This is a genomic window from Streptomyces sp. NPDC003393 (assembly GCF_053589015.1).
In genome coordinates this window covers 83,146-98,169 of record NZ_JBSFRB010000023.1, presented here as the reverse complement: position 1 = coordinate 98,169, position 15,024 = coordinate 83,146, and the positions used below count along the sequence as shown (strand labels likewise).

The following is a 15,024-nucleotide window of genomic DNA, read 5'->3' as shown; positions in this document are numbered from 1 at the left end:
GGCGTCTCGTGACGGTGCCGCGCGGACTGGATGACGTTGATCGCCAGACGGCTTGTGGCCGTGGTGAGGAACGCGGCAGGTTGTCGGGGCGGTCCAACAACGATACCTGGGACAACCCCACACTTTGTGCCGCAATGTTGTGACAGAGTCCACTGAATATTTACTCAGACGCTGTCACACACGAGGCCGCTGTCCTGTCGACCACTGCCGTGCTCTCGCCCGTCCGCTGCCCCAGGAGGTCCCATGTCTTCGCTCGGCCACCAGCTCGCCACGTCCGTTCTCGTGGTGGGAGCCGGTACGGCAGGCCTCCGGGCGGCCATCGAAGTCGCCGAGGCGGGCATCGCGGTCATCGCTGTGACCAGACGTACGGCCGACGATGTCCACTGTCACGGCGTCTGAACGTTTGGCTGAGGCGTCCCCCGACACGGTGTTCGGGGACACGTGGGAACGGCACACGGCTGCCACGTTGCGGGAAGGGCAGTCGCTGGCCGACCCACGTACCGCCGAGGTCGTGGCCCGCTACGCGGCTCAGGGACTCCACGACATGAGGCGCTACGGGATGATGCGCCTCGACCGCCGGCGTTACGGCGGGACCGTCCGGCACCAGGTCGGCGATTCGTACCGCCGTACCCCTCTCACCGGTGAGTACACCGGTCCGGAGGTACGACGAGCGCTGCGTGAACGCGCCGAGCAGTTCGCCGTTCCCGTCCTGTCGAACGTCTACGTCACCCGACTGCTGGTCGACGACGGGGCGGTCTTCGGCGCCCATGGATTCGATCTCGTCGACGGCTCGCGCTACCTCGTGCACGCCGACTCCGTGATCCTCGCGTCCGGAGGACACACCCGCATCTGGCGGCATACGTCGTCGCGTCGAGGCGAGAACACCGGCGACTCCTTCCGCCGCGCCGTCGAGGCCGGTGCCCGGTTGCGCGATCCGGAGCTGGTGCAGTTCCACGGTTCGGAGGAGCTGCGAGGCAGCTGCGCAACTTCACGCCGTACCGCTCGATGACCCTCGCCGCTTGGCGGGGACGCGAACGCGAAGCCGCCCCGCTGATCGAGGCCGGCATGGAAGATGCCCGCAACCGCAGTGAGGGCATCGACGTGGCCGTGGCACGCCGATCCTCAACTGTGCTCTACAACGGTCTGGGGAGATACGAGGAGGCGTTCGACGCGGCTCGCCTGGCGAGCGCGCGTCCGCGGGACCTGGCAGCGGCCGACCGGGGGCTGGTGGAACTGGTGGAGGCCGGAGCTCGCAGGGGTCGCCTCGACGCGGCCGAAGCCGCACTGGTCCGGCTGACCCACACCGCGGAGGCCGCCGCCACGGGCTGGGCGCGTCGGGCGTCCAGGCACGCTCCCGGGCCCTGCTCGGCCGGAGGGCGACCACCGCAGAGCTGTACGGCTCGTCACGTGCTGTCCACGGCCGGGCACCGGTACGGATGCCTGCACGGCCGCTCGGTCGGCCTCCGGCACGGGTGCTTCCACGGCCGCTCGGTCGGCCTGCGGCGGGTCGTGAGGGGCTCCCCCCGGCCGGCCGGGGCGGTCAGCCGTTCGCCGGCCGGCCCGACGCCACACGCGTGGGCTGCCCGACGTCGCGCAGGAGGACCTGCTCCAGACGGGCCATGTCGCCTGCCTGTGCGGCCGCGAGGAACGCCTGCATGAACCGGCAGTGCGTGAGGCGATCCACGGGCTGCCTCCGGCGCTGTGCACCGAGGTACTGCTGTCCCCACGGCAGGATCGCCTGTGCGGCTCCGGCCTCGTCGAGGTGGCTCAGTTCCGCCGCATCCGTGAGGGCGATACCCCGGCACTCAGTGCCCCTGCATCGGCTCGAACCAGTTGCTCTCCGCACCACGGCGAGGTCCGGGCCGCCTTGATCCGGCCCCCTCTCTTCCTGCCCGTCACCATCCGCTCGGCCCGCTCGTCACCCTGACGTCGGCAGGCGCTCGCCGGGGTCGCGGCGACAGGACGAGCGCGCGCGACGCCGTTCGGCGCCCGCGGCCCGGCGGGGGGGCGCACATGGCCGCAAGCCGCCGCGACGCGCCTGTACGGCAGCGCGGTGACGCCTCGTCGGATCAGGCCACCGATCCCACGACGACGGCCGTGCACACGAACGTCAGCACGATGATCACCGCCATGGCGCTCAGTGTCCCGCGCAGCCATCGCCCGAACCGGACGTGGTTCGCCGCCTCGACCGCGCCGACGCTGTCGGCGATGTACTCCGTCACCATGCGGGCCACGTACTTCTGCTCCTCGAGATACCACTGCTCGATATCCCTCTTCTGTTCACCGGTCAGCCCGACCGCCTTCGTGGTGAAGGCGGCCACACGCCGGCGAGCAGCGCTGAGATGAGCCTCCCGGTACAGATACTCCTCCAGGTCGCCCAGCCCACGGGCTGCCTCTTCGTTCGTGTTCATGATGCGCTCCCAGAATCGGTGGTCCGGCGCACGGGACCGCGACGCGAGACGCTGACCGCATCGGAGGCGGAGACGGTGACCAACGTCGCTCCCGCCCCTTCGGCCACGCAGGTCAGCGCCCGCACCAGGATGTTCCGGTGTCCAGTGGCCACGAGAGCCCAGACGGACCTTCCTCCACGCGGCGCGGCGGCCCCCTCAGCCGGTGCGGCATCGGCCACAGGCCGCTGAGCGACGGCCGTGATCGCCGCGGGCCGGTGTGAGAGATCAGTCGGTGCCGAGGACCTTGCGCAGGACCTGGATGGCCTGCGCGATCGCCGCGGTGGAGGCCTGCGTTCCGCGAACCGGATTCAGCATCATGAAGTCGTGCAGGGTGGCGTTGTAACGGATGCTCGTGGTCGGCACGCCGGCCTGGATCAGCTTGCGGGCGTACGCTTCGCCCTCGTCGCGCAGTACGTCGTTCTCGTCGACCACGACGAACGCCGGCGGCAGTCCCCGGAGGTCTTCGAGGGTCGCCCGCAGGGGGGAGGCCGTGATCTGGGCGCGCTCGGCCGGATCGGTGGTGTAGGCGTTCCAGAACCACTCCATGGCCTTCGCGGTCAGGTGCGGTCCGTGGGCGAACGTCCGGTAGCTCTCGGTGTTCTGTCCCGCGTCCGTGACGGGGTAGTACAGCGACTGGTGCAGGAAGGTCACGTCCCCGCGCTGTTTGGCCATGTGGGTGAGCGCAGCACTCATGTTGCCGCCGACCGAGTCACCGGCGACGACCAGACGGGAACCGTCCAGCCCCTCTTCGGTGCCGTTGGTGGTGACCCACTGGGCGGTGGCGTACGCCTGCTCGATGGCGACGGGGTACTTCGCTTCCGGGGAACGGTCGTACTCGACGAAGACCAGGGCCGCCTCGGCGCCGACGGCCAGCTCCCGCACCAGACGGTCGTGAGTGCCGGCGTTGCCGAGAATCCAGCCGCCGCCGTGCACGTAGAGGATCGCAGGCAGGACACCGGTACTGCCGACCGGCTTGATGATGCGTACCCTCACATCGCCGACCTCGGCGGGGACAGTGATCCACTTCTCGTCCACGTCGGGCATGTCGACCGGCCCGGACTGTACGTCGTCGAGCAGATTACGGGCGCCCTCGACACCGCGTTCGTTGATCAGTGGCGGCTCGGCGGCCGCCTCGGCGAATTCCTGCGCTGCGTGCTCGAGAATGATGTCACTCAAGGCATACTCCTGAAGGTCGGCCCGTTCCGTACGGCTTTACTCTCATGAGACCGGACCGGGAGTCGATGTGTGACGCGCCGGGGCGCACGGCTCGGACATCTCCCCCGGCTGCACCGGTGCCCGGGTTCGGGAAGCCGGCGCCTCCTTCTTCAGACTCTGCCTGTTCTGCCGTGGCGCCTCAGGGATGTGCGGCGGTTGGCTGTGCTCGTCTCTGCGGGGTCGGTAGTCGTGGTGGACCTTCTGAGCAGGTGCCATGGACCTTGCTCCGGCTCGTACCACGGGCGGCAATCGCTGTCTTCCGACACCTTTGGACGATCGAGCATCTTCGACCGTCGGCGCCCGTCCCTACGACACCTCGCGCTTCACCTGAGTGAGGTCGGTGGGCCTCGGCAGCGGGAAGCCGTCGACGTACAGATCGACGTGCTCGTCGAAGAACGCGGTCAGCCCGGCGATGCGGTTGGCGTGGAGGGTCGGGAAGTCGTACGTCCGGGCGATGTCCTCGTGGGAGGCGGTGTCGCTGTCGAACGACCAGTAGCTGCTCGTCGTCCCCTTGTAGGGGCACCGGGTCACCGTGTCCGAGTGCCGCAGCCGGGTCCAGTCGATGTGCGTGCGGTCGAGGTAGTAGCGAGTCGGAAGGCCTGTCTCGAACAGCTTCACGCAATGGGGTGCCTCCGCCAGCACCACACCGTCCGACTCGACTCGGACACTGGAGCTGGAGCTGGAAGGCAGGGCGTCCACGCGGGAGTAAGGGCTCCGGGGATGGACGAAGACGGGCTCGTCCTCCTCGAACGCCCGGTGTCCGCTCCCACAGGACAACTGGTCCGCTCGGGCGCACGGCCCTCAACCGCGTTCGATGCTATCGGCTGTGGATGGCCGTGGCCCTACAGAGCGCGGCGCGACCAATGCTGTCTCACACTCTGTTGCGAGTCGGTGTGTGTCGTTGCGCTTGAGGATCCGCTCTTCACGGGTGCCCCGCCCTCGGTGCTGGAGCCGGCCGAGCGGCCACGCGCCTCGCGGACGGCTCGGACGCCGCGGACCGCGGGTCGGCCGAGACCCCGGCTGTCACACCCATGGATGTCCACCGGTCTCGTTGTGGAGAGCACCGCTGCTCAGCTGTTCGTCGCCGGCGCATCGTCACGCGCCCGCCGAAGGAAAGGATCCAGACATGTCGTACCCGTACCCGGAGCAGAAGTACTGGGGAGAGGACGGTGAGGTCAGCGCCGTCTTCCGACCGGTCACCACGCCGCCGGACATCGGTGAGAGCGGTACCGGGAAGGACGCCACCCACTATCTGGCGACCACCGACGTCACGCGGGGTGAGTTCGGGCTGTACCGGGTGGAGATGCGGCCCAGGGCGGGCGGCCCCAAGACGCATTTCCACAAGCGGATCTCGGAGTCGTTCTACATCCTGGACGGCACCGTGCGCGTGTTCGACGGTGTGCAGTGGATCGACGCGCGCAAGGGAGACTTCCTGCACGTGCCCCAGGGCGGGCTGCACGCCTTCCGGAACGACTCCGGCGCTCCGGCCGACATGCTGCTCCTGTTCACCCCGGGCGCTCCGCGCGAGGAGTACTTCGAGCAGGTGTCGCAGTTGGCGCACGCCTCGGAGGAGGAGCGTGCCGCGTTCTTCGACGAGCACGACTCGTACTTCGTGGACCAGAGACACTGACAGGCGGGCGTGGGCGCGACGGTCAGGAGGCCCGGGGTCGCGCGCAACGCAGGCGAGGGACCGTGGCGTTCGAGGACGGCCTGTACCCCGACGTCGGGATCTGAGCCGTACCGGCGCCCCTTCCAAGGCCCACCCCTGGCCCCGCGCCGGGACCGGTGGCCGGCGGAACGAGGCCGCGCACATGAAGCGTGGCACGCCCACGGGACCGACGTGGACCGAACGGTCCGTGTCGGTCCCGTGGGCGTAACGGGGAAAGGTCAGCGCACCGAACGCGCGGCGTTCTCGATGACGTCGGTGACCTTGCCGGGCTGCGAGACGCTCACCGCGTGGGACGCTCGGACCTCCGTGGTGTGGGCGCCGGCCCGCTCGGCCATGAACTCCTGAGTCTTCGGTGGAATGTTGAGGTCCTGCGTGGCGACCAGGACCCAGGACGGGATGGACTTCCAGGCGGGCTCCGCCGCGCCCTCGGCCAGAGCGGTGTCGGTGACCGGTCGCTGGGTGACGGCCATCAGGTCCGTCTCGTCACGGGGCACGTCCGCCGCGAACTGGTGCCGGAACTTGTCGCTCTGAATGTAGAGGTCGGTGCCTTGGGAACCGTCGGCGTTCGTGAACGGCACCGGGCGCAGCGCGTCGCCGAGGGTGCTGCCGGGGAACTTCTTCGACAGCTCGATCGCGCTTTCGCCCTTCTCCGGGAGGAAGGCGGCGAGGTAGACCAGCGCCTTGACGTTCTTGTTGCCGGTGGCGGCGTTGCTGATGACCGAGCCGCCGTAGGAGTGGCCGGCCAGGACGATGGGACCGTCGATGCCGGCCAGGACGTCCTTGAGGTAGGCGGAGTCGCCGCTCAGGCAACGCAGCGGGTTGGCGACGGCGATCACGGGATAACCGTCGTGCCGCAACCTCTTGATCACGCCGTTCCAGCTGGTGGCGTCGGCGAAGGCGCCGTGGACCAGGACGACGGTGGGCTTGGGTGCGCGCGAGGGGGCGCCCTTGTCGGCGGAGGCGGGGCCGATCGTGGTGGCGATCAGGCCCGCGGCGATCGTGGCGCCGGCCAGAACGGTGAGGGAGGTACGGGCCCGGTGTGTGCGGGAGGTACGGGTCATGTCGAATACCCTTTTTGGACGGGATCGGGGTGCCGGCTCCCGGAGGGGGAGCGGGCTGGTACTGCGGGTCGATGCCCCTGCGCGGCCCGCTGCCGCGGTACGGGTGTGGATCCGCTGTGGCCGCGAGGACAGCACCGATGCTGCCGCGCGGGCAATGGAGAGGGTCGACTCGGCAAGGCGGAGGCGCGGCGCGGCGAACTGCCCTGCGCGGCGGGCCCATCGGCCCGGCACTTCCTTGTGCCGCCTCTCGCACCTATGACCGGAAACATGTCGCAGGTGTGACATGTCGTGGCAACAGGTCGTGGACTGGGCAACGGCGCTCAGGAGTGGTGGCCGCCGCTGATCTCCGTGTACTCGGCCGCCGTGGGCTTGGGAACCTGCGTACCGGGGCCGTAGAGGATGCGGCTGAGCCTGACGCGCAGGCGCTCGGCACGGCGGGGCAGGGCACCGTCCGTGTCCTGCCCGGGCGCGATCTCCAGGGGCCGGTACTGCGTGTGGGCGGTCAGGGTGTGCAGTTGCGCCTGGGTGAGCGGCTCGTGAACCTCGATGTACTCGCCGTGCGGAAGCCGCTTGATGATGCCGCTCTCACGCCCGTGCAACACCTTGTCGCGGTCCTGCCGTTGGAGACCCAGTGCCACACGTTTGGTGATGAAGAAGGCCAGGACCGGGACGACGAACAGGCCTGTGCGCACGGTCCAGGTGACTGCTTCGACGGAGACGCTCAGGCGAGTCGTTATCACGTCGTTGGCGGCACCGATGAGGGCCACCGAGTAGACGCTGAGCCAGGCCACGCCGAGGGCGGTCCGTACCGGGCGGTTGCGGGGACGGTCGAGCAGGTGCTGGTCACGGTCGTCGTCGGTGACCCAGGACTCGATGAAGGGATAGGCGCCCATGGCGAGGAAGAGCAGCACGCCGATCCGCAGGGGCAGGAGGTTGTCCAGGGCCAGGGTGTGGCCCCAGAACGTGACCTCCCAGCCGGGCATGACGCGCAGGAGGCCGTCGGCGACGCCCATGTACCAGTCGGGCTGGGAGCCGGCGGAGACCTGGTCGGGGCGGAAGGGCCCGTAGCTCCATACGGGATTGATCTGCGCGACGGCGGCCATGAAGAAGATCACGCCGGACACGAGGAAGAAGTAGCCGCCGGTCTTGGCGGCGTACGCCCGGAACGGGATGCCGACGATGTTGGTGTTGGTACGGCCGGGCCCGGGGTACTGAGCGCGCCGGTGGCGTACGGCCAGGGCCAGGTGGCCGACGAGCAGGGCGACCATCAGTCCGGGGATGATCAGGATGTGGATGGTGTTGAAGCGGGCGATCAGGTCGTCGCCGGGGAACTCGCCGCCGAAGAGGAGGAACGACATGTACGTCCCGACGACCGGGATCGAGAGAATCGTGCCGTTCACGACCTGCAGGCCGGTTCCGGACAGCAGGTCGTCGGGCAGGTCGTAGCCGGTCAGGCCAGCGAACATGGCCAGGAGGAGCAGCAGGAACCCGCATACCCAGTTCAGCTCGCGTGGCTTGCGGAACGCGCCGGTGAAGAAGATTCGCAGCATGTGTACGAACAGGGCGGCGACGAAGACCAGCGCCGCCCAGTGGTGGGCCTGGCGGATGAGGAGGCCGCCGCGGACGTCGAAGGATATGTGCAGGGTCGAGTCGAAGGCCTCCGACACCAGCAGGCCCCGCAAGGGAGCGTAGCTGCCCTGGTAGACCACGGGGTCGGAGGACGGGTGGAAGTAGAAGCTCAGGTAGACGCCGGTGAGCAGCAGGATGACGAAACTGAAGAGTGCGATCTCCCCCAGCATGTAGGACCAGTGGTCGGGGAAGACCAGACGCCGAACGGAGCGGGCCGGACGGCGGTGGCCGAGTCGGCCGTCCGCCCACTGGGCGAGCCTCTCCCCCGTGCGCTCCTGCCCCGGCTCGGCCGGCCGGCTGTCGTTGTCCATCTCTTCACCATTCATTTCTGCATCACCCGAAGCTCGCTGCGTCTGATGGCGGCGCGGTTCCGGTCACTGCCGTGGGTCCGCGGCACTGGCGTGTTGCGTGGGCTTCCCGTCGCCGTGCAGCCGTAGCTGTCCGTGCCGTGCGCGTCCCCGGCATCGGTACGGGCCGGAAGAACACACACGCGGCGCTGCGGAGCCGACTCGTCCACGGCTGCACTGTTCGGGCACGGTTCGTGAACTGCTGTCCCAGTCATGACCGGCGAGACGGTTCAGGTGTGACAGAAGGAGATCGGCGCCGCTGTGCTCCCCGACGCCCGCGAGCAGGCCGCGGCATCAGCGCGGAACGACGTCGTCCGTGGCGCCGTCGCTCGTCACATCGCTGTCACACCCACGGCCCGGGTGCTGTCTTGTTGGATATGCACCCTGTCATGGCGAGAACACCGGCCTTCTGGCCGCAGACGGATTCCTACGCCGTCACCGCGGAGTTCTACGACGTCCTGCAGGCCGAAGCGGACGAGAGACGGGTCCGTCACCTCTACGGTCGCGAAGTCGCGAAGGCCCGTATCGCCGTGCTCGACATCGGTGCCGGTACGGGACGGGTCACGTTGATGAGCCTGGCGGAGTCTTACGTCGACGTGCACGCCGTCGAGCCCGCGCGGGCCATGCGCACGTCCTTGATGACCCGCCTGGCCGCCTGGCCGGCACAGCAGAGGGAACGGGTGACAGTGCATCCGCACGCCTTGGACGAGGCGGCTCTGTACGCGGTGGCGGACGTGGCCGTCTGCCACAACACGGTCGCCTGCCTCCCGCCGAGCGCGCGGCACACGCTCTGGCATTCGATCGGCGCGGCCCTCGTCCCCGGTGGTTCGCTGTTCCTGCAGCTCCCGCCTGCCCGGCTTCCTGCCCGGACCATGGTGCGTGTCCTGCCCGAACAGCGGGTCGGCGAGCACGCGTACGGCGGACGCATGGCGATGACACCCGACGGGAACCGCATCCGCACACGCGCCCACTACTGGGTCCGGGGTGCCCAAGGTGTGCTCAGGCAGCAGACGGAAACGTTCTGGATGTGGCCCGCCTCGCGCCACGAGATGATCGACGACCTGGAACGGCACGGATTCGTCCCGTTGCCGGGACACGACGATCCGGCCGTCCTGGCGGCGACGCTCCCAGCTCCTTGGTGAGACGACGGGCCCCACATCGCGGTGCGCGCGAAGACGGCCGGGGGACGCCGACGGCGATCGCCGCGGCACGCTGACTCGGCGATGTCACAACCCAGGTGCCAACCCGGTCTCATGGATGACCGCACCACACGACTCGCTGTGTGCGCCGCACCACCCGAGACAGGGAAATCATCATGTCACCTGGGAATCCATTCGTGATCGTCGGCGGCGGCCTGGCCGCCGGCAAGGCCGCGGAAGAACTACGCGCGCACGGTTACGAGGGACCGCTCCTTCTCATCGGGGACGAACCGGAGCGGCCGTACATTCGGCCGCCGCTGTCCAAGGGCTATCTGCTGGGCAAGGAGGACCGCGAGTCGATCCACGTGCACCCCGAAGACTGGTACCGGGAACACGGAGTCGATCTGCTTCTGGGCACGAGTGTGACGTCCGTCGACAGGCAGGCCAAACAGGTGACGATGGACGACGGCCGTCATGTGCCCTACGCCAAGCTGCTCCTGGCGACCGGTTCCTCACCGCGCCGCCTGTCCGTCCCGGGGGCGGACCTGGACAACGTGCTGTATCTGCGGCGCGTGGGCGACAGCGAGCGCCTCAAGTCCGCCTTCACCGCGGATGCCCGGATCGTGGTGGTCGGCGGCGGATGGATCGGGCTGGAGACGGCGGCCGCGGCCCGGACGGCCGGGGCACAGGTGACCGTGCTCGAGCAGGCCGAGCTGCCCCTGCTCAGGGTCCTGGGACGGGAGGCGGCCGAGGTCTTCGCCGGCCTGCACCGGGACCACGGCGTCGACCTGCGCCCCCACGCCCAGGTCGAGCGCATCACCGGAACCGGCGGCCGGGTCGACGGGGTCGGACTCGTCGACGGCACTCATCTGCCCGCGGACGCCGTGGTGGTGGGGGTGGGCATCACACCCAACGTCCACCTCGCCGAGGAGGCGGCCCTGGACGTGCGCAACGGCATCGTCACGGACGAGCACCTGCACACCTCGGCGGCCGACATCTGTGCGGCCGGCGACGTCGCCAACGCCTACCACCCGCGGCTCGGCCGGCACCTGCGCGTGGAGCACTGGGCCAACGCCCTGCACCAGCCGCGCACCGCGGCGCTGAGCATGCTGGGCAAGGACGCGGTCTACGACCGGCTGCCGTACTTCTACACCGACCAGTACGACCTCGGGATGGAGTACACCGGCTACGCCGAACCGGGCGGCTACGACCGTGTCGTCTTCCGCGGGGCACCCGACGAGCGGCGGTTCATCGCCTTCTGGATGTCCGGAAACCGGGTCGTGGCGGGAATGAACGTCAACGTGTGGGACGTCATCGACACGATCCGTTCCCTGATCGAGTCCGGCGCGGAGACGGACGACGCCGTCCTCTCCGATCCCGCGGTACCCCTGGAGAGCCTTCTCCCGCGCCTTTGAACCCACTTCACCCGACACGGTCGGCTCCAAGGTGCCCGAGAGCATCGACTCGCGCGCCCTGGCGCCGGCCTGTCACCCCATCACGCCACATCGACGGGAGCAGACGCATGACCGACAGTCCCCTTCCGCAGCTGCGCCCGATGCCGGACGACTGGCAACGGGCACTCGCCGTGGTGGCCCATCCCGACGACCTCGAGTACGGATGCTCGGCCGCCGTGGCCTCCTGGACGGCCGACGGCCGGCAGGTCACCTAGGTCCTCGCCGCCCGTGGTGAGGCCGGTATCGACAGTCCGCGATGAGGGGCGGATACGGTCTCGGGGGCGACTCGTCCTCAGGGAGTGCGAAGACGCGGGTGGGCTCTGCGGCACCGCTCGTCACTGGAAAGACCGAAGCCGACGCGTGTGTGACATCGAAGGTGTGTTTCGGCCCGTTTTGGCGAACACCGAGCCACTCCGATGCGGCACGCACGCGCGGCGCTGTCACAGCTCGCCCCGCTGCCTGGTCTATGCGGTGTCGACGGCTCGCGGCGGCATCCGCTCAAGCCCGCGGCGAAGATCCGGCGCAAGCTGGGGAAGGACGAGAGGATGACCCGAAGCACCGACCGGCACGCCGATCCCTCCGCCACCACCGCGTCACTGGCGGCGGAGGCGGCGCTGCTCGAGGGCCGGGTGCGCCTGCTGCGAGAGGCGATCAACGCGGTGGACGCCCGCATCGAGGCGGTCTCCGAGACCCTCCGGCAACTACAGCGCTCGGGGGCCGGGACGGCTGACGAACGTAAGCACCCGGGCGAGGCCGGCGCCACCCGGCTCGGTCACTCGGCGACCGGCCGTCCCTGACGGATCGCGCGGGCGGATCCGGTGAGCCGTCTCGGCAGTCGACGCGTGCCACGGTGTCCGCCCGCTCCTTTCCCGACCGGCGGGGCCGCTGCATATGATGTCGGGGAAGCATCCCCCCGGTGTCGGCCGCGCTGACACCGCCGGCACATCGGCGGCCCCGCCGGAGCAAGGGTTGAGGACGAGAGGAACGCATGGGCTCCGTGACCCCCACGCCTCGCAACATCGAGAGCACCGCCGAGAGCCTCCGAGAGGACCTGGCCCGGCTGGAGGTCCAGAAGCAGGCGCTGGAGAGGGAGTTGTCCGCCGTGAGCGCTCACCTGGACTCCGTTCAGCGTGCCCTCAGCGCCCTTCAGGCCCTGCTGCCCATGACCGCGTCGTCGTCCGCGGCACCCGCTCCCGCGGAGGTCCGACCGATGACGGAACCGGCGCCCGCACGGCGAGCGACGGCCGCGCACACGACCGAGGACACCGGCGAGCGCCGGGCGAGGCCCGACCACCCCGAGGCAGAGGCCGACACCGCGCCGAAGTACGGCAAACTGACCGAACAGATCCTTGCGTACTTCGCCGACGTCGCGGACACCGACGTCCGCGCCCGCGATGTCGCCGCCGCTCTGGGCCGTGACACCGACAGTGGCAGCATCAACGCCGTCCGGAGCACGCTCGACCGGCTGGTGGCCACCTCCCGCATTCGCCGGGTCGGCCGCGGTCTGTACCGCGCCGCCACGTCCTGACCGAGCAACCATCTCGCCTGTGCGACGACGACGTCCGTGGCGGGGTGACGTGACAGTGCCGGCCGCCGAGGTGCCACGTTCGCACGCGCCGGGTCAGCGGCCGCCGTGCGGGCGGTTCCTGACCTTCACGTCGGCCTCGTAGACGAGGGACGTACGGTGGCCGTACTGGATGGTGTACATCTTCTTGCCACCGAAGACAACCTTGTTACCGGCCGACGGGAAGTAGTCGGTGGTCTGCCGGGGAGCCGCGGTGGAGACGTAGGCCTGACCGGCGGGGACGGTGTACATGCTCAGCGGCGCCTGGGTCGACGGCGAGAGGCCGGCGGGGATCTCGGCGGCGTCCGGGTAGCTGGTGCCGTACACCTTCACGGGCTCCGTGCCGGTGGGCCCGACGATCGTCACTCCGCGCGCCGGGACGGTGTTGCATCCGTGCGGGTTGTAGAACCAGACCTTGCTGCCGCTGAACCAGATGGCAGTCCAGTCGCCCTTCTTTCCCGCGACCACGAACTGCTGCCCGGCCTGGGCGGTGCTGCCCCAGTCGTTGATCCGGGTGGTCCCGGAGGCACCGGGGTGCAAGGCCTGGTCGCCGAAGAGGGGCGCGGTCGACCGGGGCTCGGTGCGCAGGTGGACGAAGTTCGACGCCTGGGTCACGTCGGTGCACTCGGGGGTGTCGCCGGTCGGGTCGTCGGACGGGCAGACCTGCACGGTGTTCCGGTTGCGGGCGAAGCCGGGCACGATGGTCACGGCGGAGCCGACGTCACCGACGCCGTGCCTGCCCCGGACCGGAGCGCCGAGCAGGTCCATGAAGTGGTTCCAGTCCCAGAAGGGGCCCGGGTCCCAGTGCATGCCGGAGACGAGCGTGGAGCTGGGGGCGACGACGTTGTCGTGGCCGACGATGTGCTGCCGGTCGAGCGGGATGTCGAAGCGCTCGGCCAGGTACTTCACCAGGTCGGCCGTCGCCTGGTACTGGGTCTCGGTGTACCAGGACGCACCGTGTGCGGCGAAACCCTCGTGCTCGATGCCGACCGAGTGCATGTTGGTGACGTAGTTGCCCGCGTGGTAGGCGAGGTTCTTGGTGGGGACCATCTGGGTGACCGCGGCGTCCGAGGAGCGGATCACGTAGTGCGCCGAGGCCGTGCCCGCGAGCTGGGCGTTGGCGATGGCGGACTCGTAGGACCCCTCCGTGTCGTGGATGACGATCTGGTCGATCACGATGCCGTTGGCCGGCCGGTCGGCGACCTGCCCGTTCGACGGATGGGCCGGGACGAAGACGCAGTCCAGAGTCGGCGGGCACTCGGTGTCCGTGACCGTCGCGGTGGGCAGCTTCAGCTTGTCCAACTGCGCGACGGACGGAGCGACCGCGGTATCGGCGACGAGCCGGACGCTCTGTCCCTCGGACGTCTCGCGGGCGGCGCCCTTCTTGATGGTGGCGAAGACGCGGTCCGCGTAGGCGGAGGCGCCCCGGCGATCGGTCGGCTGGCCGTAGCGGGCGACGGCCGCGTACCAGTCGGCCGGATCATCGGACGTATTGCCGTTGAGCTGCTTCTGGTACGACGCGAGCAGCGCCGCTCCACCACGGATGTTCGCCGAGGGGTCCTCGCGCAGCCTGTCGGCGGGCAGGCCCGTCAACTCGGCCGCGGCGCGCAGCGTGTGCCGCGCGTCGTCCTCGGCCGCCTCATGCACGTCCGCGCGACCAGCCATGCCCGCGGCCCCGCCGGCGATCATGTCCGTCGTGACGTCGGTCAGGTGCATGGGACCGAATCCGCCGGAGGCGCTGTGTTCGCCCGGGTGCGTCTCCCAGACCGACTGCTGATAGGCGACTGCCAGCAGCACTTCTCGGGGCACGTGGTACTCCTCTGCTGCCTCCGCGAACATCTGCTGAAGGCTGGTGCTCGTCGCCGAGGTGTCTTGCCCAGCCTGCGCCACCACCGGGACGGACAGGGCGCCCGCCACCACCACCGCCGCCGCGCCGAGCGCGATCGGCCGTCGCCGCAGGGCGTGCCTCCGACGAGAACGTATGTTGTGTGTCATCAAGTCCCACTTTGAAATCAGTCGAGTGAAAGCCACCGCCAGGAGAGGTGTCGTTCCGGCCTGCGCGGGTGTGCCCAACATGGGCCGCGACAGGGGGATACGGTGGCGAAAGACGGCAACCGGGTCCGGAAAACTTACCGTTGAATATTGAACGTATCAGACACGCTCCACGAGACCAGTGGGGGCCGTCCCCGAGAGGCCGACGAGGCGCAGCCAGGCGACGCGGCCGGTGAGTATGCGTCACCAGTCGTGACCGTCCCTGCGTCACTGGACGACGCCTCGCTCACGGCGCCGCACCAACATCCTGTCACACTGCTGTGTCTCAACGGTTCATCAGGTCCAGGTGACGAACGTCCTCATGTCACATGATCCGTGCCTCTCCGGTCTGCACTGCTGAGGGCACCGAAGACAAGCCCGCGGGCCAAGGCGTCCCAGGACCGGGAGCTCCGTCCGCCGACCGTCATGGACGTCGATCCAGCCGATCCCGTCGATGGCATGTGG

The 15,024-nt window shown here is 69.4% G+C and carries 11 protein-coding genes and 3 pseudogenes; 7 read left to right on the top strand and 7 right to left on the bottom strand.

Features of this window, described 5'->3' with window-relative positions; genetic code table 11:
- Positions 1–243: 243 nt before the first annotated feature.
- Positions 244–961, top strand: a pseudogene (locus ACWDUZ_RS22440) (FAD-binding protein); the annotation flags it as partial.
- Positions 962–1,540: 579 nt separating this feature from the next.
- Here ACWDUZ_RS22440 and ACWDUZ_RS22435 read toward each other — a convergent pair.
- From ACWDUZ_RS22435 to ACWDUZ_RS22420, 4 genes and pseudogenes are all read right to left on the bottom strand, one after another.
- Positions 1,541–1,684: a hypothetical protein gene (locus ACWDUZ_RS22435; protein ID WP_451633567.1), complete on the bottom strand. Its 144-nt coding sequence runs from the start codon at positions 1,682–1,684 to the stop codon at positions 1,541–1,543.
- 385 nt (positions 1,685–2,069) lie between these two features.
- A complete protein-coding gene (locus ACWDUZ_RS22430; protein WP_451633566.1) occupies positions 2,070–2,411 on the bottom strand; it encodes a hypothetical protein in 342 nt (113 codons plus the stop codon).
- Between the two features lie 264 nt (positions 2,412–2,675).
- Complete coding sequence (locus ACWDUZ_RS22425; RefSeq protein WP_451633565.1) at positions 2,676–3,626, bottom strand: alpha/beta hydrolase; 951 nt, start codon at positions 3,624–3,626, stop codon at positions 2,676–2,678.
- A 345-nt stretch (positions 3,627–3,971) separates the two neighbouring features.
- Positions 3,972–4,415: pseudogene (locus ACWDUZ_RS22420) on the bottom strand (DUF427 domain-containing protein); the annotation flags it as partial.
- Between the two features lie 376 nt (positions 4,416–4,791).
- On the opposite strand from ACWDUZ_RS22420, the gene ACWDUZ_RS22415 reads away from it, so the two are divergent.
- Positions 4,792–5,295 (top strand): cupin domain-containing protein, encoded by a 504-nt coding sequence (locus ACWDUZ_RS22415; RefSeq protein WP_451633564.1) that lies wholly within the window; start codon positions 4,792–4,794, stop codon positions 5,293–5,295.
- 257 nt (positions 5,296–5,552) lie between these two features.
- Here ACWDUZ_RS22415 and ACWDUZ_RS22410 read toward each other — a convergent pair whose 3' ends face one another.
- On the bottom strand, positions 5,553–6,395 hold the full coding sequence (locus tag ACWDUZ_RS22410) for an alpha/beta fold hydrolase (protein WP_451633563.1): 843 nt from the start codon (positions 6,393–6,395) through the stop codon (positions 5,553–5,555).
- A gap of 320 nt (positions 6,396–6,715) precedes the next feature.
- On the bottom strand, positions 6,716–8,335 hold the full coding sequence (gene qcrB, locus ACWDUZ_RS22405) for a cytochrome bc1 complex cytochrome b subunit (RefSeq protein WP_451633562.1): 1,620 nt from the start codon (positions 8,333–8,335) through the stop codon (positions 6,716–6,718).
- A 425-nt stretch (positions 8,336–8,760) separates the two neighbouring features.
- Between qcrB and ACWDUZ_RS22400 the strand changes: the two genes are divergently transcribed.
- The 5 genes and pseudogenes from ACWDUZ_RS22400 to ACWDUZ_RS22380 all read left to right on the top strand — a co-directional run bounded on the left by ACWDUZ_RS22400 (position 8,761) and on the right by ACWDUZ_RS22380 (position 12,492).
- The gene (locus tag ACWDUZ_RS22400; RefSeq protein ID WP_451633561.1) at positions 8,761–9,513 is read left to right on the top strand and encodes a class I SAM-dependent methyltransferase; all 753 of its coding nucleotides are present in this window, start codon (positions 8,761–8,763) and stop codon (positions 9,511–9,513) included.
- 173 nt (positions 9,514–9,686) lie between these two features.
- Positions 9,687–10,925: an NAD(P)/FAD-dependent oxidoreductase gene (locus ACWDUZ_RS22395; protein ID WP_451633560.1), complete on the top strand. Its 1,239-nt coding sequence runs from the start codon at positions 9,687–9,689 to the stop codon at positions 10,923–10,925.
- A 107-nt stretch (positions 10,926–11,032) separates the two neighbouring features.
- Positions 11,033–11,176: pseudogene (locus ACWDUZ_RS22390) on the top strand (PIG-L family deacetylase); the annotation flags it as partial.
- A 333-nt stretch (positions 11,177–11,509) separates the two neighbouring features.
- Positions 11,510–11,761: a hypothetical protein gene (locus tag ACWDUZ_RS22385; protein WP_451633559.1), complete on the top strand. Its 252-nt coding sequence runs from the start codon at positions 11,510–11,512 to the stop codon at positions 11,759–11,761.
- 191 nt (positions 11,762–11,952) lie between these two features.
- Positions 11,953–12,492 carry a hypothetical protein gene (locus tag ACWDUZ_RS22380; protein WP_451633558.1) on the top strand — a complete coding sequence of 180 codons (540 nt, stop codon included), beginning with the start codon at positions 11,953–11,955 and terminating at the stop codon, positions 12,490–12,492.
- Between the two features lie 93 nt (positions 12,493–12,585).
- Here the strand turns inward: ACWDUZ_RS22380 and ACWDUZ_RS22375 are convergent, their stop codons facing one another.
- The gene (locus tag ACWDUZ_RS22375; RefSeq protein WP_451633557.1) at positions 12,586–14,523 is read right to left on the bottom strand and encodes an N-acetylmuramoyl-L-alanine amidase; all 1,938 of its coding nucleotides are present in this window, start codon (positions 14,521–14,523) and stop codon (positions 12,586–12,588) included.
- Positions 14,524–15,024: the final 501 nt, after the last annotated feature.